The sequence below is a fragment of the Desulfitibacter alkalitolerans DSM 16504 genome, assembly GCF_000620305.1.
GTDB lineage: Bacteria > Bacillota > DSM-16504 > Desulfitibacterales > Desulfitibacteraceae > Desulfitibacter > Desulfitibacter alkalitolerans.
This window is the reverse complement of sequence record NZ_JHVU01000027.1, coordinates 35872-56260: the sequence shown is the minus strand read 5'-3', so window position 1 is coordinate 56260 and position 20389 is coordinate 35872. Positions and strand designations below refer to the sequence as shown.

The following is a 20389-nucleotide window of genomic DNA, read 5'->3' as shown; positions in this document are numbered from 1 at the left end:
CTCCATTTCTTCTGCTGAATTTATTGCTGTTACTGGGCAGGTCTCATATATAGTTAGACTGAAGGAACGTATATATTGTTCCAACAATTTACCATTTTTATCAGCCAATTTCCAAAGACAGTTTACTTCCTTCGCCACCTAACTGGGCAGGCGTGACAATGAGTTTCCTTGTCATCTGGTTTCTCATTTCCTGAACATGGCTGATAACACCTATGGAAAGTTTCTCCATCTGCAGTCTCTCCAAAGCTGAAATAACCACCTCCAGCAGGTCTTGATCTAAAGAGCCAAAGCCTTCATCTAAGAAGAAAAATTCCAGGGGATATGTACCCCTTAACTGGATCTGGGATGAAAGGGCCAGTGCCAGGGAAAATGATACTAGAAAGGTCTCACCCCCAGATAATGAAGTTACAGGTCTTTTAAAGCCCCCATTGGCATCGTCTCTGATAATGAAGCCGCCATCTCCATCTACCTCAAGGGTGTAACGATTATTTGTAAGGTCTCCAAGTCTAATAGATGCTATCCTGGCAACATTTAGCAGGTGTTCCTCTGCCATGAACTCCACCAGGGCATTGCCAGTCAAGACTCTCTTTAAGTCTTTTAAAAGATTTTCATATCTTTGAAGTTTGCTGGATTCCTCTTCAAGCTGCCGCCACCTGATATGCTTATCTTTAATATCCTGCAGGACCCTTGCTGCTGCCCCTTTTTCTTCTAGGCACTTCTGATAATTCTCCAGGGAGGCTTTTAACTGGTCTTGAACAGCATGCCACTCATGTTCAGATAGTGTTTTTTGTTCAAGGAGCTTCTGCAAATCTCTTTCCCTTTCCAACAAGGCTTCCAGCTTTTTGTTATACCTTTGCAGCTTATCCCTTAGCTCGTCACGAACATCCACAGGACGCAGCGAATTTCTGGCATCCAACTCATTTGCAAAGTCCTGGTTCTGTAAGCTGCTGAGAAGCTTCTGTATTACAGCATCTAACCTGTATTGGGTACTGGCAAAATCGGCCTTTAAGGTAGTTAGGCTCTTTTCAGCCTGAGCCTTTTTTTCTACAGCCATGTCCAGATTAAGCCTTGTCTTTTCCCTTTTATCCTTTAAAGCATCCAATTCTATATTCGTTTGTGTTAAGAGTTTTTCGGCAGTATCTCCAGCGGTTATAGTATACAAAAGAGCCTTTTTCTGCTCATAAATAGTCTTTAACTGGCTTAAACTGGTGTTCAGCTCAGCCTCTTGAAGCTGTTTCACCTTAAGTTCATTTTCTGTTTTTTCCAGGAAACCAATTGTATTTTCCAGTTCCTGTTCAATCTTTTCAAGGTGAATTTTGAGCTGAGCCGCTTTTTTATCCACTTGGTCAAGCTTTATCCACTGATTAATTATATCTGATACTTCCATACTTCCCCTTGCTTTATCCAGCTCAACACCCTTTTCAGCTAACCTCTGTCGGAGTACAGCAAGCTTTCCCTCTGCCTCCTTCATATTGTCATGGAGGCCCTGGGTACGGCTTAAAAGAATTTCTTTTTTAGAACGTACCCCATTGACCTTTTCCTTGGTCTCTGCAGCAAGCTGCTCCAGGACCTCCTTTCTTTTTACCCACAAGGCAATCTCTTTTTCCTGATTCTCAAGCTCCAGGGTTTCCCTGTCATATGTTACCTTAAGCTCATGGGGGTCAAGTCCCTGCCATTTAGCAGGAAGCTTGCTTCTTTCCTCGAGCACGTGAGCCTTTTTCTCTTCCAGGAGCAGTTCCTCTTGCTTAAGCCTTTCCTGTAGGCTATCCCTGGATAGCTGAAGCTGATAGATGCTTTTTTCACTTACTGTCAATTCTTCTGATGCTTTATCAAGGGACTGGCTGCACCCTGCCAATTTCTCCCTTAATATATTTATTTCCTCCATACTTTCATCTGTCTGGGCTGGTGCAGGATGCTCCCTGGAGCCGCAAACTGGACAAGGCATGCCAACTGTCAGAGACTCAACAAGCAAGGCTGCCAGGCTACCTCTTTCTTTATCTTTCAATTGCTTTTCCAGGTCAGCCTTTAGTTCCCTTAAAGCCTTGAGGTCTGTTTTTAGTTCACTATGGTTTGCATCCATCAGCTTGAGGTTTTCCTCAACTGCAGATAAATCCACTGTTAGAGCTTTTATTTTTTCTTTAATGCCCTCTATCTCTTTTTCTAGACGCATAACCTCATTTACATGGTGAAAACTCATGCCCAGGGACTTTTTCTTATCCTGAAGCTCCTTTTCATCTCCGGGGCTTCTTTTTTTCTCTTCTTCAAGGCCTTCCAAAACACTTTTTTCCTCTAAAACTGCTCCTGTCAGGAGCTCCTCTGCCTGCTGCAGTTCTTTTTGGGCTTTCTCATACTGATTATTTTTGAGATTTAATTCTTTTTCGCCTTCTTTTATAAGGACTAAAATATCCTGATACTGTGTATATACATTGTAGGAAATATTAATCTGCTGCCTCTTCTCAGGAGCAATGGTATTTTCTTTTATTAAATTCTTTATTTTGTTTTGCTCACTAGTTTTTGCTTCCCTATTGGACCTTAGCTCCTGGCTTCGTTTTTCCAACTCTGTTATCCCAGCTGTGCAGGCTGCTTTGCTTTTGTTTATTTCCCGTCCCTCAGCTGCCAAGGCTTCAATATCCCTTTCAAGGGCTTTAGCCTCCTCCAGCTTTGCTTTTTTCTCAATAAGCAGGGGCTGTTTTTCTTCCCATTCCCCCTGGGTATTTAAAAAAGCTTCTTGAAGGCTTTTTACCTGCCCTTCTGTTCTATCAAAGTTCTCCTGGGCTGCTGCCAATTCTCCTGCCTGGGTGCTTTTCAATTTATCCAGATGTTCCTGTTCCTCTAACAGGTGTCTAATAGCCTCGGCCCTTTCAGCCCTGGTTAGTTCTTTTTCAGATTCTGTCATTTCATTTTCTTGTTCCAGTAAAAGCTCTTTATCCTTAATTATACCATTGAGCTCTATCTGCTTTTGCCAGATTTCCCTGGACTCATCATGGTTTTTTTGTGCCTTTTCAAGACCATTCTTGCTCATGGACTCTAATTCTTCTGCTTTTGCCAATGCCAGCTTTGCCTTTTCCAGGGCTGTTTCTGAAGCATCACCCAAGCCCTGCTTTTCACGTTCTATCCCATCCAGGGCACTGGCTGCTGCCTCAATTCTTTTTTTGACCTTTTCCTGAAGCTTGTCCCCATAGGCTTCAAGGTTAAAAAGCCTCTGGAGCATCATCCTGCGGTCACGCCCTTGAAGGGATAAGAACTCTGCAAATTTACCCTGGGGAAGGACAACTGCCCTGGTAAAGTCATCTGCAGTAAGCCCTAAAATCTCAATAACGCCTTGATCAACATCCCTGGTCTTATCGGCGAGGACCTTTTGGCCAAGCTTATCTTCTTCAATTAAACGACAGCTGCCGCTTTGAACTGTATTTTCACCTGCTTTTTTAAACTGCCTTTCAACAGTATACCTTTTTGAGCTATTCCCGGAGTTTAGCTCAAAGGTAAAGGAGACATAAATCTTATTAGAGTTATGGTTAAGAATTCCCTGGGTATTCCTGGGTGCCCTTTCCACTTTTCCAAAAAGAGCCAGGGTTATGGCATCTAAGACTGTGGATTTGCCGCTTCCTGTTGGACCAAATATACCAAAGGTACCCCTTTCACACAGTTTTTTAAAGTCAACCTCCTGGAGATTTTGATAGCTGTGGAGTCCCTGAAGCTTTAATTTTATAGGCTTCATGATACACTTTCCACCTCCTTAACCCTTTCTTCTTGCTCTTCATTTAAAAGCTCCAAAAATAAATTCATAAGCTCCTCGCCAGGTTCAATTCCCCCCGATCTGTTTATATAAAACTGCTTGAACAGCTCATCAATGGCCATACTTGAACGTTCTATTCCAGTCATGGCAGAAGTGTTGTCCTCAGAAACAAAAACTGGCCTTATGGCTACAATACCTGGATGGGCCCTTTTAATTGATGACAACTCCTGGTGAGTCATCATTTCTTTTAGATGGACCTCTATCTCTATCCAGGCATTGACATTTTTCCTCTCCTCACACCACCCAAGGACCTCCTTAACCCCTCCCTTTGCTGCCCATCTCACAAGGGGTTTCCCCCTATTTAGGTGTATGCCCTGGACATGAGCCGGAGTACCAGGCTGTACATCTACTATGTAAACTGATTTGGTCTGATTTGTTTCAGAAAAGCTGTAGGCCAGGGGAGATCCAGAGTAATAGGCTGGAACGTGAGACCCACCCACTCTCTGGGGCCGGTGAAGGTGCCCCAATGCTGCATATTGAACTGCAGGGGGTATGGCATCTGGATAAACTGTGCAGGCTCCTCCCAGGTGCAGGCTTCTTTCTGAATCAGAGGTTTTTCCTCCAGCAGTGTATATGTGACCTGCCAGGACATTAACAGTATCCGGGCGAAAATTTTGAGAATTAGCTGTCAAGAGATTCCTGACACACTCTGAATAAGCCTGCTGCATTTTCTCTTCATCCAATTCAAGGCTGATAATTTCCTTGAGCCTTGCCTCTGAAGGGTAAGGTAGGGTAAGTACTACAGCACCATGCTCACAGCCAGGTACATGGACCTCAAGCCAACCAGGGCCAGAACTTACACAGCTAGCCTTGCCATGGAAAATCTGGGGTTGAATCACACTTCCAGGCAGACCTGAAAGAAATATGCCTTGACGCTGTGCCAGGGCACCCGCAGCACAAAGCCTGTCAGGGTTATCATGGTTTCCAGCAACAACAATTACACCTCGTTTGCCTCCTTCTGCCAGCAGGTCAATGGAGTTACAAAAAAGCTGTTCCGCAAGGGCAGGGGGATTATATGTATCAAAAATATCCCCAGCAACTAATACCAGGTCAATCTTTTCATCTTTAGCTATCTGTCCAAGCTCCTCAAGGAAATCCTCCTGTTCCCTATGCCTATCCCGACCTTCTATGGTCTTGCCCAAATGCCAGTCAGAGGTATGAAGTACTCTCATTATAATTTTCAACTTCCTTCCTTTTGAAAATGCAAAATAAAAACATATTTATACTGAAAAGAAAATGTTATATAAGCGAACCATAATTAAATTTTTTTGCAATTGTTTGTTTGGCAGGGCAAAAAAACGTGATGATTTGCACTGTTTGAGCAAAGCGAGTTAATTAACTAATTGCAATAGCCCTGTCTATACTTAGAAAGTACAAATACTTTTCCTTCACTGGTATTTTTAAAATCCTTTCCACAGCCTCTGCATAAAGATTTAACTGGGACCTGTATGTATTAACCTTCTCAGCAAGGTTGGAATGGTCTGCATAATCTGTCTTGTAGTCTACTACTACTGCTCCATCTTCTTCATAAAACAAACAGTCTATGATCCCCCTTATTAATACACATTCGTCCTTTAATACATCCCTTACGCTTTTAGCTTCATCTTCATAAACAGCAGAGGCAGGAACTGCCAGGGTAAATATGACCTCTCTTTTAACCTCATCTGCTTTCAGGATTCTAACTCCCAGGGGAGATTGGAAAAACTCCAGCACCTGATGAACCTTTACTAGCTCTGCCTCTCTAGCGGTCAAAATTTCCTTTTTCACCATTAATTCTACCTGGTCTCCTATTGCTTCGTGGCCTAAGTTCTCCTTAATAACCTCTAGATCTAGGTGCTGCATTACCTTGTGTGTCAGGCTGCCGTACTCTACAGGAGTAAGCTCCCTGGGTTTTTCCGACCCTTGCAAAAATCCTGGCCTATCTTTCCTGCGAGAACCCTGATTAGCTCCACTATAAATTAAAAAATCATCTTCCTGAAACAACCCCTTTGCTTCTGTCACTGAGACAACTGCAGACCTGGCAACAGCAGCCTCAAAGGGATACTTCCAGGACAAAAGTGCCTCCACATCATCAAAGCCGATGCTGTCAATATCCACAACTTCCATGTTTTTAATTTTTTCTAGAATTTTAGTATTGCTTGCTTCTACTGCCTGGTCCCTTACACCAAGGTCACTCCTGGTAATCAAAAAACATTTCCAACAAGAAGGATCATTGTATACGTCGGTATCTGCTATATTCTTTATATCATCAGCTGATAGAAAGCTGCGCAGTTTTTCCATATTTTTGTGCCTTAACAGGGCAGGTATAAGCCAGTCCAGAAAGTTCCTCGCTCCAGCCAGGCTCCCATCTGAAAGCTGCCACCCTTCCCGGGAGAGGATTTGTTCCCATTTTGAAATAGTTTTACCCGGAGTTTTTGCTGATCCAACAAGAATGAGCTTTTCTTTTGCCCTTGTCAAAGCCACGTAAAGAATTCGCATTTCCTCTGCAAGGCTTTCCCTGTGAATTTTCTTTTTTATGGCTACCTTGGCCAGGGTGGGCAGTTTAAAACGCAATTTGCTGTCAACTAACTCTGGACCCAACCCAAACTTTTTATGAAGCAAAATATCCTTGTTTAAATCCTGTATATTAAACTGCTTGCCAAGGCCTGCAACAAAGACAACTGGAAACTCCAGGCCCTTGCTTTTATGAATGCTCATTATCCTTACCAGGTTTTCCCTTTCCCCCATGCTGCGGGCCTCACCCAGATCCTTTCCCTTTTCCAGAAATGTTTCTATAAACTGAAGGAAACGGGATAACCCCCTGAAGTTTAGGCTTTCATATTGTCTTGCCCTGTCATGCAGTGCCCTAAGGTTGGCCTGCCTTTGCTGCCCCCCTGGCAGGCCTCCCACAAAGTCTAAATATCCTGTCTCTCCATAGACCTTCCATAAAAGTCGTGAAAGGCTGCCCCTACGAGCCATTGTTCGCCATCTTTCCAGCTTTTGAAGAACTGCCTTAAGCCTGTTTCCAAGGGCATTGTCTTCCCTTGCTGCTTCAATTACTGCTTCATAAAATTCCCCATCTTTTTTATTTAACCGTATGGCAGCAAGCTCTTCAGCTGTAAGACCTGCAATGGGAGACCTCAGCACAGCTGCCAGGGGTATGTCCTGTCTTGGGTTGTCTATTATCCTTAAAAGGGACATGATGGTATTCACTTCCACAGCCTCGAAATAGCCTGAACTAAGCTCTGCATAGGCTGGAATATCCCTTTGACGAAATTCTTCAAGGAAGGCATTGGACCAGCCCCTTGCTGCCCTTAAGAGAATAACAATGTCCCTGTATTCCAAGGGTCTGTATCCCTTAAGCCTTTTATCAAACACTGGGTAAGCCTGGCTGATCAAGCCTTGTATCTTCCGGGCAATTGCCCTGGCTTCCCCCTGGCTTACTTCAAGTTCTTCTTCATCTGAAACATCCTCCTGCTCCTTGTCAGATTCATGATCATCCTCATACGAGTCTAAAGCTTCTGCTGTATTATCAGAGCATGCTATTTCCTCATCCCTATCTATCAGAAGAAGCTCTACACTTCTATCCCACTCTGCTTCATCCTCAGGATAGGCAGCACCATAAACAAGCTCTGCAGCTGAGGTATATTCCATCTCTCCTATATAAGGGGTCATTATCTGGCGAAATATAAAGTTTACACCATGAATAACCTCAGCCCTGCTTCGGAAGTTCTTTGTGAGGTCTATCTTTCTATTTAAACTGCCTTCCGGGGTTGAAAAGCTTTGCTGTTTGCCTTGAAAAAGTGTAGGTTCTGCAAGCCTGAATCGGTAAATACTTTGCTTTGCATCACCAACCATGAGCAGATTAGGTCCTTCATGGGCTTCCCTGCATACTAGCTGCAGGATTGTTTCTTGAACCTCATTTATATCCTGGTATTCATCCACCAGGACATACAAGAATTTTTTTCTAAGGTCCCTGGCAGCTTGAGATGGCATTATTCCGGCATCCTTGTGTTCAGCCAATATTTCCAGACAGTAATGCTCCAAATCACCAAAATCAAGGAGCCCCTTGCTGAGCTTTGCCCTCTTATATTCTTCGCCAAAGGCCTTGACAAGCTCCACAAGCTTTTTAATCAGGGGAGCAGCAGCTGACATATCCCTTAAAAATTCCTCTTCTGTTCTGTAGAAATACTGACCTGCAATTTTCTTGAGACTCTTTTTTACCTCTTCCCTTAGGTCCTGGATGGACTTTTTCAGGTCTTCATCAAAGCTTACACCTTTGCAGCTCTTCAAACGGCTGAATGTCAGGTTCTGGAAGCCATTTTCCAGCTCGCCCCATGCCCCCTTGCAGGCAATAAGCAGATCATCCACAAGACCCAGGTCATCTTCCAGGTTTGCAGCAAGGGGTACAGGACCATTAGGAGCTTTTGCTATTCTTAAAGCCCTTTCTAATACCTCCCTAACCCTTTGCAGTTCTATAGTTATCTCATCCTTGATAATGTCTATCCATGGGTAGTCATCCACCCCTTTAATACCATCATTACTAAATCCTTCAACAACACCATCAAGCCATTTCCCGGGCCAGGGTGTGCTTACAGCAAAGCTGTACACCTGGAGCAGCATATTCTGGAGGGGAGTGTCTTCCCTTTGGCCTCCATAACATTCCAGTAGATATAAAAAATCAGCATCATCATTGTCATAATATGATTCAAGAAGTTTTTCAACCACTTGAGCCTTTAAAATATCACTTTCCAATTCATCTGCAATTCTAAAACCAGGATCAAGCTCCAGCTGGTGAAAATTCTGCCTTATAACATCCAGGCAGAAGGAGTGGATGGTGGAAATAGAGGACTTATTCAACAGCCTCATCTGTCTGCGTAAATGCTTTGAACTGCTTCCCTTGCGAAGCTGGACAGCTATGGCTTCCCCGATACGCTGTCTCATTTCTGCCGCTGCTGCATTGGTAAAGGTAACAACCAGGAGGCTATCAATGTCCACAGGCTGCTGTTCATTTGATACAAGCTGAATAATACGTTCCACAAGGGTATGGGTCTTGCCTGCACCTGCCCCGGCAGATACCAGAAGGTTGCAGTCCCTGGCTTCTACAACTGCCTGCTGCTGTATTGTTAATTCACTCATTGCTTGTCACCCCCATCCAAATCTGCAGACACTTCCTCTTTCATTACTGGGCTTTCTTGTGTACCACAAGCCTTGTCCCTTTTCCTGTTAAGCTCTTCCCAGACTGTTTCATTAGTAATAGTCCTCAACACCCTGTAGCTATTCTCTTTAAAAAGCACATCAAACTGGCAAACTGATTTAAAGTCACAATAATTGCATGGTTTTGACCTGCCCTTTTTAAAGGGTTCAATGGATACAATGCCTTCTAAAATCTCTTGTCCAGTTTCCTGAATTGTTTTATAAAAGTGCTTTTTTAAAAGCTGAAACTCTTCTCCGGTAAATACACTGGAGTTCTCATAAAAACCATCACTTTTAATTCCAACTGGAAGCATTTGTGACCAGCCTGATATAAGCTCGTTATCCATAAGACGCACAAATTTTTCATCGGCCAGGACCATCCCCCTGAGCTTGTATTCCTTACTTAACTCCCTGGCAACCCTGTCCAGATCCTGGGTTTTGTCCAGCCGTACAATTGGATTATGGATGCGAAAATAGCATATGCCCCCCGGCAACGCATTATCTAACTCTAATTGGCCAGAGTTTTCGAGGCAAACCAGCAAATAAGCAAGGAGTTGGAGGCTCAAGCCGTAATAGACCTCATCCAGCTTTAAACTGGTATTCCCAGACTTGTAATCGATAACTAATAGATAGCTTACATTCTCGTTGGAAACCGAATCTACCCTGTCTATCCTGCCGCTTATCTGCAGGATTGTATCTCCAATTGGTATCTCCAGGGGTGGAAGTATGCTGTTTTCATAGCCAAAATCTATCTCATGACCAATGGGTCGGGACTGTCCTTTCCTGGCATGATCTATCATTGCCTTTAGGCTGCTTTCTATGGTATCCTGCAGCCTTTTTGCAAGGAATTTATACCTGTTTGAGCTTAAAAGCAATTCATTTTGCATCTGGGGTGTTAGGTTATCTATCACTTCATTTACAATGCCTGTAAGCCTGGTTTCAGTGATATGAGCCAGATCTAACTCCTCTGAAGCAGCCTTTTCAAAGAAATCCTTCAAGGCTGCATGATAAAATTGTCCGTAATCAGGTGCTTCCAGCCTGTTGGATAATCTCCTTTTAAGCTTTAATCCATAGTTAAGGAAATGGGCAAAGGGACATTGTTTAAACTTTTCCAGGCGGGAAACACTGGTTTTCATGAGGTTTGAGGCTGTAAATAATTTCTCTCTAGTGTGCTTGAAAAGAGGCTTTTCTTGATTCTCCCAAAAGAGCCCATTAAATAGCCTGCCAAGCCTATGAGAATATTCCTCCTGACTGATAAACCAGTTGTAGACTTGAAACCAGATGGGTTCAAGCTTGATGTCCTCCTTCAAATAGCGAAACTGGCTTGCCATGATAGGCAGGGTTCCTTCTGCACTGCAAATGAAGGCTGGGACTTCTGCTGGTGATTTGGGTTCAAGGTTCCACAACCTTTCTGTTATGCCAGGAAAAAGCCGTTTAATATTATCTATGATCCTGGAAGGCATAAGTGCCCTGCCTTCTGCATCAGCTAGGGGATAGCTCAAGCATAGATACTCACTTGCCCTGGTAAGGCCTGTATATATTAAATAATCTTCATCTATTAACAGCCTTTCATCTCCAGGTGCTAGTTCCATGCCTACCACCCTTTGGAGAGTCTCCCTTTCCCTGTCTGTAAGCATCCCCTCCTCAGATGGTCTCTTTGGCAGGATGCCATCTGTGACACCTGCCAGAAATGCAGCTTTTATGTTAGGTATTCTAGATCGTCCAAGACTTGCCACCACCACCTGATCCAGGCCAGGCGGAATCAGGCCCAGTTCAATGCTCTCCAGCCCTGTTTTTAGAACCCTCAAATATTCTTCCAGGTTGAGACTTTCATCACCTAGAGCTTCTACTAACTCCTCAAGCAGCTGGATAACTGCCTGGTAAATCTGTGAATGCTCCCTTTCTTCTTCAAGGTCGCCCTGCTCCCTGGCTTCTATAATCCAGCCTTGAAGTTTTATGTCAACCTCCAGCCTTTCTAAAAGCTTATAGATGACTGCAGTTTTTTCAGCAACACCTGCTGCTTTTTTTAATGAGTCATGAAAATCCAATAGAACATCCTGAACCGTTTCCCTGGCTTTATTTATGTATGCAATTTCATTTTGCTCCCAGTAGCTTAATTCATTATCCTCTCCCAGTGTATTCTTCCTTCTATAGCTCCAGGGAGTTTGCTGCAGCCAGGCCTTACCCCTAATGCCATGGGCTAAGCAGTAGTTCTCCAGTCTGTCTACTGTATCCCTATCTAATGTAAAAAAGTCAGTTTTTAATAACCTGAATAAAGGTTCAGCAGCCCAGTTTTCAAGAACTGTTTCCATGCTTGAAATAATTAATTCTATAAGAGGATGGTGAACCATGGGTCTCTTCTTGTCCATGAAAAAAGGCACACCATAATGGTTAAATGCTGTTTCTACCAGCTCCTGATACCCTTCAAAATCTCTAAAAATAACAGCAATTTCCCTCCATCTATAGCCCTTTGTTCTGGACAGATGCAAAATTTCCCTGGCTATACCTTCAACCTCTGCCCTGGGATTTACTGCTGAGGCAATTGCAATATGCTGTATCTCCTGTTCATAAGCAGGTATCTGGGTATCATAGTAATGCTTTTCCAAATATGCCAGATCTGGAGAAGTTAAAAACCTGTAGGGAATGTTCTGGGATGTTGTTGGAGCCACGCCACCCTCAGGTAGGCTTAGAATTTCCATGACAGGTTCCTTAAGGCTTCTACATATATCTGCTATTTTTAAGTAGGTTTCTTTTGTTATGTAAAAACAGTCCTCATCCTCTAAAGGCCTATTTAAAGCATGAGGATCCAAACACAGGGAAATGTTTACCTGCCCAGCATTTTTTATTAACTCTTCTAACACCTTGTATTCCTGGGGCGTAAAGCCTGTAAAATCGTCAATCCAGATTTCGGCATCATTAATAAAGCTGCATTGGCTAATTCTTTCTGCCAGGGACGTAAGATAATCGTCTGGGTCTAGATACTTGTCCCTTAAGTAGGCTTCAAATTCCTTATATAAAATGCTTATATCATTTAACTTTGCACCAAGAACCCTTTCTTCATCCATATCAAAAAAGCCTGCAGTACCCATTAGCTGTTCAGGAGTAACCATATAGGCTTTCATTTCAGACAGGGTTTTTGACAGGATATCTAAAAAACCAGGCTGCTTGGCAGCTTGAGCAAATACCTGCAAATCCCCTTTTTTATCTTCCAGCAGCTTCTTTAAAATCATTTTTTTGCCAAGTTCCCCTATGGGCTTGCGGCTTTCTCCGCCTGCTTCTCGAAAAACCCTCCAGGCCAGCCTGCGAAAGCTTAAAACCTGCACCCGCATGATGCCCCCTAGTCCTGGAGTACAAGCAAGTTCCTTTTCAAGCTGAAAAGTAGCCTGCTCCGGAACCAAATAGATCAAGGAATGCCCTTCTGGCTTATTCTTTAATTCCTCTCTTATACTTTTAAGACAGTATTCTGTTTTACCTGAGCCTGCAGCACCAAGAATAAATCTTAAGGCCAAGTTATACTCATTCCTTCCTGACCACCAGTTGGTTGATTTTTAATATCATATAATGTCATATACAATATTCCACAAAAATACCATGTATCCTTTCTGGTTTACTTTTTTTGTAAATTAAACTTTATAAGGGTATACTAAACAATGTATAAATATCAATTTGCTTAAAAATGTTTCGCACCATAAAGTACAAATGTGTGATAATATACTTAATATACTATTAAAATTTTGGGGGCTAAATAATGAAACTTATAGTTGGAGGACCAGGCAGTGGAAAAACCAAAAAAATGATGGAGATTGCTCTTGAGTACTTAAGTGACGGGAAATCTGTCCATATAATCTCTTGCAAGAATTCCCCTGAAGAAATGATGCACAGACTGCGGCTAGAATCAGCAAAACTAGGCAGCTCATATACCCCTCAATGGAGCCACAATTTAACAGTGGCAAATGCAGCCTCTCTAGGAAAAATTTCCATGGAACTCATAGACACAAATTCTGATGTTATTTTCGTAGACAAGACCTGCAGCTTTAAAAATAGTTCTTTTGACCTGGAAGTGATAACTGCTGTTGCTTCTAAAATAGAACCCTTGGTTTACCTTACTGTAAATATTAAAAAGGAGCTAAGGGAAGGTATAAAAATCATCGACGAAGGGGAAATTTCAGAAATCGCCGATTTCTTGGGTTAGATAAGAATACTGACTGGGCTAACCTTGTTTATACCAATTAAGTACCCAGGTTAGCCCGGCATTAAACCTGATTTAGCAATTATAGAGAAACTGGCAGCTCCTCCAATGTATAAGCAAGATATAAGCTGCTTTAACTAACTAGCTAAAAGTTTTTTCATAAGCCTTATATCTATATCAAACCTTGCAAGGGTTTCCTTTGTCTCAGTCCTGAATTCAGCAAGTCCGGCAGTTTGCTCATATAACACTTCTACTTTTCTGCCAATCTCCTGTAAGTCAGCCTGCATCTTCTCCTGATTTTCTTCAAGACTATTCATTCTTAACTCCAAGACGTCCATGCGGCTTTCTAAGCTATCCATCCTATTTTCTAGTGCATCCATCCTACTCTCTAGATTATCCATACGGCTTTCTAGACTGTCCATGCGGCTTTCTAGACTATTCATACGACTTTCTAAGCTATCCATACGGCTTTCTAACCTGTCCATCCTAATATCTAAAGAATCCATCCTTTTTTCCAGGTTTTCCATCTTGCCTTCTAACCTACTAAAACCTTCTTCTAATCTAGCCTGGCCAATCTTAATGGATCTTACCTCAGACAAAATTTCTTGAAGGATTACTTCCATCACAATTACCTCCTTGTATACTATGAGCAGCCCCCGATTTGGACGTTAATTTCCAGTTGGGACATTGCTCATTTTTTAATGTAGATCTTTAACAACTACAACAACAAGTTATTCATCGTAGCAGGGCTTGTGGGTATGTGGGCAATGCTTTAGCATTGTCCAAGCGATTGTGGACCCTGTGGGCAGGTGCGCAGCAGCTGTCCACAAGTCCACATGAGCGGCATATCCACAAGCCAATAACTAATATGCTATCTTTTTTAAAAAGGGTTTACAGTCCTGGGATGTCTTTGGGAAAATATAGCCAAAGGTGTCTACCAAGGGAATGTTCCATTTCCTCCAGTTGCCCCGTTATAGGGTGTCTTCCATTTTTAGAGTGTTCCCCTGGCCCCATGTTATAGACCTACACGCTGACTGTTTCCCGGTTTGCCTCTCCCTCTGTTAGCAGACGGAGGCCAGTGCACCGAGGGGATCCGGTGTATTCCTATAGCTCGCAAGGCTGTCGTTCATGGGTTTCCCAGGGACATCCCAAGACTGTAGACATCTATATATTTTAAAGTGAAGGAGGTGATTAAGATGTCTAACCCTTTGTTTGTCGGTATCGATATAAGCAGCAAGGACAATGTTGTTTGTTGTTTGTCTAATGATGATGAAAAGCGTCCTATAAGCCGGTTTAGTGTTTTTAATAATAGACCTGGTATTTTTGAGCTTAAGGATCGTATCAACCAGTTGGTTAGTAAACATGATTTTGATAGAATACTTTTTGGTTTAGAGCACACCGGTTGCTACTCTACCCATGCTGCCATCTACTTGCATCGCCATTTGGACTTTGCCTGCCCTGATGTTAAGGTCTACATGTTTAACCCTAGTCTGATTAAGGAGTTTAAAAAGGCTCATTTCTTGGATGCTCCTAAAAATGATAGGTTCGATGCCTGGTATATTGCTGCTAGGCTTAAAAGTGGCTATCTGCCTCATCCTTTTACTTGGAGTGAACCTTTGATGGCTCTTCAAAGGCTTACTCGGGCCAGGTACCACCTCATGCAGGCTCTAGTACGTGAAGCTAATTTTCTTATGTCTAACCTGTACCTGAAGTGTAGTGATTACTCTTTAGTCTTTTCTAACAAGTTATCTGCTACTTCTCTGGCTGTTTTGGAAGAGTTTGAGTCCGCTGAGGCTCTAGCAGATGCTTCTTTGGATGATCTGATGGAGTTTTTAATTCAGCATGGTAAAAACCGCTTTGATGATCCTCAGGCTGTTGCTAAACAGTTGCAAAAGGCTGCTCGTTCTTCTTACAGGTTGCCCAAGGCCATGTCTGATTCTGTTAACTTGGCCATGGCCTCTAGTATTAGGGTTATTAGAACAATCCAGGAACAGCTGCAGTCTTTGAAAAAGGCTATTGAGGACCATTTAAAGACTATTCCTCAAACTCTAGATTCTGTTCCGGGTATCGGTCCTATTTTTGCTTCTGGTATTATTGCTGAAATTGGTGATATCCATCAGTTTGACAGCCATAAACAGGTAGCTAAGTTAGCTGGTCTTGCCTGGACCCAAAATCAGTCTGGTGATTTTACTGCTAGTAGTACAAGGCTTATTCGCTCTGGCAACCGCATTTTAAGGTATTACCTTATTGAGGCGGCAAGCAGTGTTCGGGTGCACGACCCTGTTTTTGCCGAGTATTATGCCATGAAAAAAGCGGAGCCTAAGCAGTATGCTCATAAACGCGCCCTTGCTCTTACTGCCCGTAAACTGGTACGGTTAGTCTTTTTTCTGCTGAAGTCTAACCAACTCTACCAACCGAAAGGGGGAAACCGACAATTAAATTAGAATAGACCAAAGCTCAGGATTCCTTCCACCTATTTATTGTTATATTTGTAATAAATATACTTGTCATAGGGTGGGCTTGTTTAGTGTTGCCTTTTTTAGGCAAGCACCCCCTTTTGTGCAGCGAATTCTTTGAAAAATTTCCAATTACCTACTTGACATCATACCGCTGCTCTAAAATATTCTAAGTAGATATTGTATAACCATTATACTATAGTTTTGTAACTGGTAGTCACCCCTTTCTAAGAAAATCTTTACTAAAAAATATTATATAGATATCATCCTTTAAGAACCTTTAATTCCTTATATTTACGTTATAAGATGTATTGGCCTATCTTTTTATAGAACATGTGTTCTTATTATAAGGTACTTCCAGTTATATGTAAAGGGGTATTTTCAGAATTTATAAAAAAACAAGCAGCTAACGGCTGCCTGTCTAATGTGTTACAGCTTTTATAACATTGTCTACTTGCCCTGTAAGCCACGACCTTCTTTATATATTGGCAGGTATACTTCACTATCTCTGATGACACATCCTGTCCTGCCGCCGTCTCGCATGATCTGGGTGCATTTGCTGCAGGCTGTACAAACCTTTGATTTCTCTAGTCTGCCCTTTTCCATTAAGTCCTTTGCAAAGTCTGGATAGGCAAAGGCCATCCTGCCCACACCTGCTAATGATAATATGAACAGGCCGCCTATTCCAAAAGTTACAGCAGCCAACTGTAATCCTGTCGGCAATCCACAACGGCTGTTACATAGACCGTGTTTTCCTGTATCTGATAAAGGGCCATATAGTGCTTGCCAAACAGCAGCTTGCGGTATTTTTGAAAAGGAATGGCGTCATGTTCCAGCCATGGGTTGCGCTCCGGCATCGTGGCAAGGCTATCGGTTATTTCAACAAAGGTATCGATCAGCCTGTTAGCGGCCGACACGCTCACATTCGCAAGAAAACGCGCATGAGAAACGAGCATTTCCCATGCGGTTTCCGTGATTTTTACCGTATAAGGCTTATTCTTTTCCGGCATTGGAAACCTCCGCGACAGCCTTGCGCATGGCTGAGGCTGTTTCCTCTACGGAATAGGTACGCCCTTTTTGGATGTCGATTTCTGATTGCATCAGCTTTTCTTTGAGCTTCAGCATACTTTCGCGCCGGGCAAATGCCTCTATATCCATCACCACAAGGTCGCCGCTGCCGTTTTTAGTCAGATAAACCGGCTCGCCTGTACGTTTGCAGAGTTCGGAGATTTCATTGTAGTTCTTGCGTATTGCTGCGGAAGGCCGTATATTCATCATTACTCACTCTCCTATAAAAGCAGTAATATTGTAGTATTATTGTAGTATTATTGTATGCTAATTATACTACTGTATACAGAGATTGTAAAGACTTATCTCCGATACTCAATGAGTTTCGTCAGACTGACCGCCGTGGCCGTCGAGATAAAGAGGACCCGTTTATAAGGCATTCCTATTTATCTGTAAAGGTATATGTAAAGACGATCAAAAAACAAGCAGCTAATGGCTGCCTGTCTAATGTATTACAGCTTCTATAACATTGTCTACTTGCCCTGTAAGCCACGACCTTCTTTATATATTGGCAGGTATACTTCACTATCTCTGATGACACATCCTGTCCTGCCGCCGTCTCGCATGATCTGGGTGCATTTGCTGCAGGCTGTACAAACCTTTGATTTCTCTAGTCTGCCCTTTTCCATTAAGTCCTTTGCAAAGTCTGGATAGGCAAAGGCCATCCTGCCCACACCTGCTAATGATACATTCCCCTTGGACAGCTGACTGGCAGCTGCATTTGCAAAATACTGTCTAAACCAGCTGTAGCCTGCACCAACAACAGCAGCTTGAGGCACACCCTTTTGTATTTCATTGGCACAGTACATTAGCCTTGCCGCGCTTTCAAGGGGATGCTCCAATGGCTGGTCTGCACCAATAACAGGCACATCAAAGGGCCGCCCAATATATGGCTTCTTGTAATAGGGGTTTCCAGCGGTAACGCTGATTAATGATACTCCCTTTTCATACAGCTGCCTTGCCAGCTTCTTTGGTTCAGACAAATCAATATCTTCGCTGCCCTCTACCTGTTCAACACCCCAGCCATGGGGAAAGGGAAGCCCATCATGGGCATTTAACCTTACACTGATTATGGGACCACTGCCAACCTTGCTGCGTATCCCTTGAACAACCTCAAGGAGAAACCTGGTGCGGTTCTCAAAGCTGCCTCCATATTTGCCTGCCCTAGTATGACCTGCAAGGATTTCAGAAAGGAGATATCTATGGCAGGCTTTAATGTCAATTCCATCAAATCCTGCTTCCACTGCAAGTTGTGCTGCTTCAACATACCTTTCTTGAAGCTCATCCAGCTCCTGATCAGTAATTGGCCTGCAGTCGTCATTAATTCCAACCTTTTCATCCAACAGTGGGTCATTAAATATAAAGGTTGGTTCAGCCTTGCCATGGGGCTTGCTATATCTTCCAGAATGAGTCATCTGTAATATTGTTACAGGTCTATGGCCCTTGCCCATGCCCTGTTCAGCAGCTTTTAATGCTGCATCCAGCAAATCCTTTAATGAATGCAGATTATCTTTACTAATACAAAGCTGTCTGGGATTAGATCTGCCTTCAGGGACAACAGCTGCAGCTTCAAACCAGATAAGGCCGGCCCCCCCTGCTCCAAATCTTTCATAGCGTCTATGGGTAAGCCCAGAAGGACGTCCATCATCAGTACCATCACAGCCTTCCATGGGGTGTATAACCATTGCATTTGGCAGCTCATACTGACCTATTCTAGTTTTCTTTAACAAGGGGCTTATGTCTTCTGTGAGCTCAATATCTGCCTTTAACTCTGAAATTTTGGCCTTTAGCTCTGCTAATGTTTTATAGTTGAATCTTGCAAATTGTGCCAGTTTAATCACCTACTATCTCGAAGGCTTAATTTCTGGGGGACCCTGGTTTCCAGAATCATTTCTCCATCCCCCCTGGAAATGACAATATACTTCTGCCAGTCCGGGTCTTTGCGTGCTATAGGTTCTGGGTCTTCATAGCTATTAAAACGCAGATGAGGTCCCCTGCTTTCATCTCTTAGGATGGCCGCTTTCAAGATCATTTCAGCTGCACATATAAGGTGCTTGGTTTCCAGGGCAAAGGCATAACCATTGTCATCAACTGCAATTGGCGTATTTTTTAATAAATATATTTCTGCTAGGGCCTTTTTAAGACCTTCATCAGTACGTACTATACTTGCCGCACCATGCATTATTTTTTGAAGTTTTTTGCGGATAGAGTCGGCTCCAATATCTCCAAGCTTATTCTGGTTTGTATTATTATTTTGTTCCATTATTTTTAGTTGCTCAAAAAAATCTTTTACTTCCTTTTCATTAACGTGCTGTTTACTTATCAAGGAACAGCTACTTGCTGCATCCATGCCGGCAATCTTCCCAAAGACCTGACTGTCTAAAAGGGCATTGCCACCGGGACGGTTAGCTCCATGCTGCCCCCCGGCACATTCGCCAACAGCATATAGGCCGGTGATTTTGGTTTGGGCTTTTTCGTCTATCTTTACCCCGCCTTGAAAGTGCTGAATACAAGCAGCAATTTCTATTTTCTCACCTGCTTCTAGATCTATTCCCCTCTCCTTCAGCCAGCTAATTGTAGCGCTATTTATTTCTCTTAACCTGTTTAGTGGGGTTTCCTGCCTTGATTTTTCCCCTAGATTAATGGTCATTTCCTGCTGGTAGCGCTGCTTCCAAGCCCCAGAAAGGTTATCAAAAATAAAGCCTTTAGGGTTTTCAGAATAGTCCAGGTAAACCTTATTTCCCCTGAGCATTTCTTTGTAAACTGCAATGTCTATGATGTGGGTTTTGTGCTCATAAGTTACCGGCCAGCTGGCCCCCTTCTGGAAGACACAGTTGTATATTTCTTCTAATGAAGTTCCTGCTGGAAAATACTCATCAAGGAATTCCTCGTTATTTGAGTTAATTATTCTGGGAACTGCCCGCATTGCACTTCCAGAACAATTAAGCTTGGTCTTGACAGAGGCAATGCCTATTTGAATAAACTCCATATTTACCAGCTCAGCTCCAGCATCATATGCCAGGGCATAGGCATCCCCAGTGGCACCCCTTGGAAACACATTATATAAATAGGCTTTCCCTGCTCCGCCAGCCGCAAGGATAATTTTTCCAGTTTTGCAAATAGTTACTGCCTGGTCCAGGGGAGTTTCACTTTTTGTATCTATTAATATGGCTCCAGTTACCTGGGAATCATTTACAATAATTTTGCCCGCCATACAGTTTTCAATTATTTCTATGTCATGCTTTCTGATTTCATTTACTAATGCTTCCTCTATATGGACTGCAGTTTTTGGTCCTGTATAACAGGCCCTGGGATAATCCGATCCATCAGTTATGAACTGGTCAGGAATTCCATTTTTTTTAACAAAGGGAACACCTAATTTGTCCAGGTAGTCAAAGGCATCCTCAGCATTTTTGGCTAGAACCTCAGCTAAATTACCATCAGAGACCCTGCCCCCTATCTCATAGATATCTGCTGCATGATACTTCCACGAATCCTCTTTTTGGGGTTGGGTATGCTTAAGGGTTGCATGAAATGCCATCCTGTCTGAACACGCTAGTGCTGTTACTCCACTTTTACCCAACTGGCCTTTAGTTGCCAGAATGACCTTTAGTTGGGGATTCTCCTCCTTGGCAGCAATGGCAGCTCTTAAACCTCCACCACCACCACCAACTACAAGGACATCACAAAAGATACTTTTCATAA

The 20389-nt window shown here is 42.9% G+C and carries 12 protein-coding genes; 2 read left to right on the top strand and 10 right to left on the bottom strand.

Annotated elements, in window-relative coordinates; all coding sequences use genetic code 11:
- Positions 1 to 100 precede the first annotated feature (100 nt).
- The 4 genes from K364_RS0104495 to addB form a co-directional block, all read right to left on the bottom strand.
- Positions 101 to 3718 (bottom strand): AAA family ATPase, encoded by a 3618-nt coding sequence (locus tag K364_RS0104495; RefSeq protein WP_028307021.1) that lies wholly within the window; start codon positions 3716 to 3718, stop codon positions 101 to 103.
- The gene (locus tag K364_RS22835; RefSeq protein WP_035267995.1) at positions 3715 to 4968 is read right to left on the bottom strand and encodes an exonuclease SbcCD subunit D; all 1254 of its coding nucleotides are present in this window, start codon (positions 4966 to 4968) and stop codon (positions 3715 to 3717) included. Before K364_RS22835 ends, K364_RS0104495 begins: the two co-directional genes overlap by 4 nt.
- A gap of 163 nt (positions 4969 to 5131) precedes the next feature.
- Positions 5132 to 8914 (bottom strand): helicase-exonuclease AddAB subunit AddA, encoded by a 3783-nt coding sequence (gene addA / locus K364_RS22830; RefSeq protein WP_035267985.1) that lies wholly within the window; start codon positions 8912 to 8914, stop codon positions 5132 to 5134.
- Positions 8911 to 12480, bottom strand: coding sequence for a helicase-exonuclease AddAB subunit AddB (gene addB / locus K364_RS22825; protein ID WP_051533803.1), 3570 nt, complete (start codon positions 12478 to 12480; stop codon positions 8911 to 8913). Before addB ends, addA begins: the two co-directional genes overlap by 4 nt.
- Positions 12481 to 12719: 239 nt before the next feature.
- On the opposite strand from addB, the gene K364_RS0104475 reads away from it, so the two are divergent.
- Complete coding sequence (locus K364_RS0104475; protein ID WP_028307020.1) at positions 12720 to 13163, top strand: ATP-binding protein; 444 nt, start codon at positions 12720 to 12722, stop codon at positions 13161 to 13163.
- A gap of 134 nt (positions 13164 to 13297) precedes the next feature.
- On the opposite strand, the gene K364_RS0104470 is transcribed toward K364_RS0104475, so the two are convergent.
- Positions 13298 to 13783, bottom strand: a complete 486-nt coding sequence (locus K364_RS0104470) for a hypothetical protein (protein ID WP_028307019.1) — start codon at positions 13781 to 13783, stop codon at positions 13298 to 13300.
- A 573-nt stretch (positions 13784 to 14356) separates the two neighbouring features.
- Here K364_RS0104470 and K364_RS0104465 point away from each other — a divergent pair.
- A complete protein-coding gene (locus K364_RS0104465; RefSeq protein WP_028306738.1) occupies positions 14357 to 15604 on the top strand; it encodes an IS110 family RNA-guided transposase in 1248 nt (415 codons plus the stop codon).
- A 462-nt stretch (positions 15605 to 16066) separates the two neighbouring features.
- On the opposite strand, the gene K364_RS0104460 is transcribed toward K364_RS0104465, so the two are convergent.
- From K364_RS0104460 to K364_RS0104440, 5 genes are all read right to left on the bottom strand, one after another.
- Entirely contained in the window at positions 16067 to 16321 is a 255-nt protein-coding gene (locus tag K364_RS0104460; RefSeq protein ID WP_028307018.1) for a hypothetical protein, read from the bottom strand.
- Positions 16309 to 16626, bottom strand: a complete 318-nt coding sequence (locus K364_RS0104455; RefSeq protein WP_028307017.1) for a type II toxin-antitoxin system RelE/ParE family toxin — start codon at positions 16624 to 16626, stop codon at positions 16309 to 16311. The genes K364_RS0104460 and K364_RS0104455 overlap by 13 nt, the downstream gene beginning before the upstream one ends.
- Positions 16610 to 16894: a type II toxin-antitoxin system Phd/YefM family antitoxin gene (locus K364_RS0104450; protein ID WP_035267981.1), complete on the bottom strand. Its 285-nt coding sequence runs from the start codon at positions 16892 to 16894 to the stop codon at positions 16610 to 16612. The genes K364_RS0104455 and K364_RS0104450 overlap by 17 nt, the downstream gene beginning before the upstream one ends.
- Positions 16895 to 17157: 263 nt before the next feature.
- A complete protein-coding gene (locus K364_RS0104445; RefSeq protein ID WP_242841652.1) occupies positions 17158 to 18525 on the bottom strand; it encodes an oxidoreductase in 1368 nt (455 codons plus the stop codon).
- The gene (locus K364_RS0104440) at positions 18522 to 20387 is read right to left on the bottom strand and encodes an FAD-binding protein (protein WP_028307014.1); all 1866 of its coding nucleotides are present in this window, start codon (positions 20385 to 20387) and stop codon (positions 18522 to 18524) included. Before K364_RS0104440 ends, K364_RS0104445 begins: the two co-directional genes overlap by 4 nt.
- Positions 20388 to 20389 lie beyond the last annotated feature (2 nt).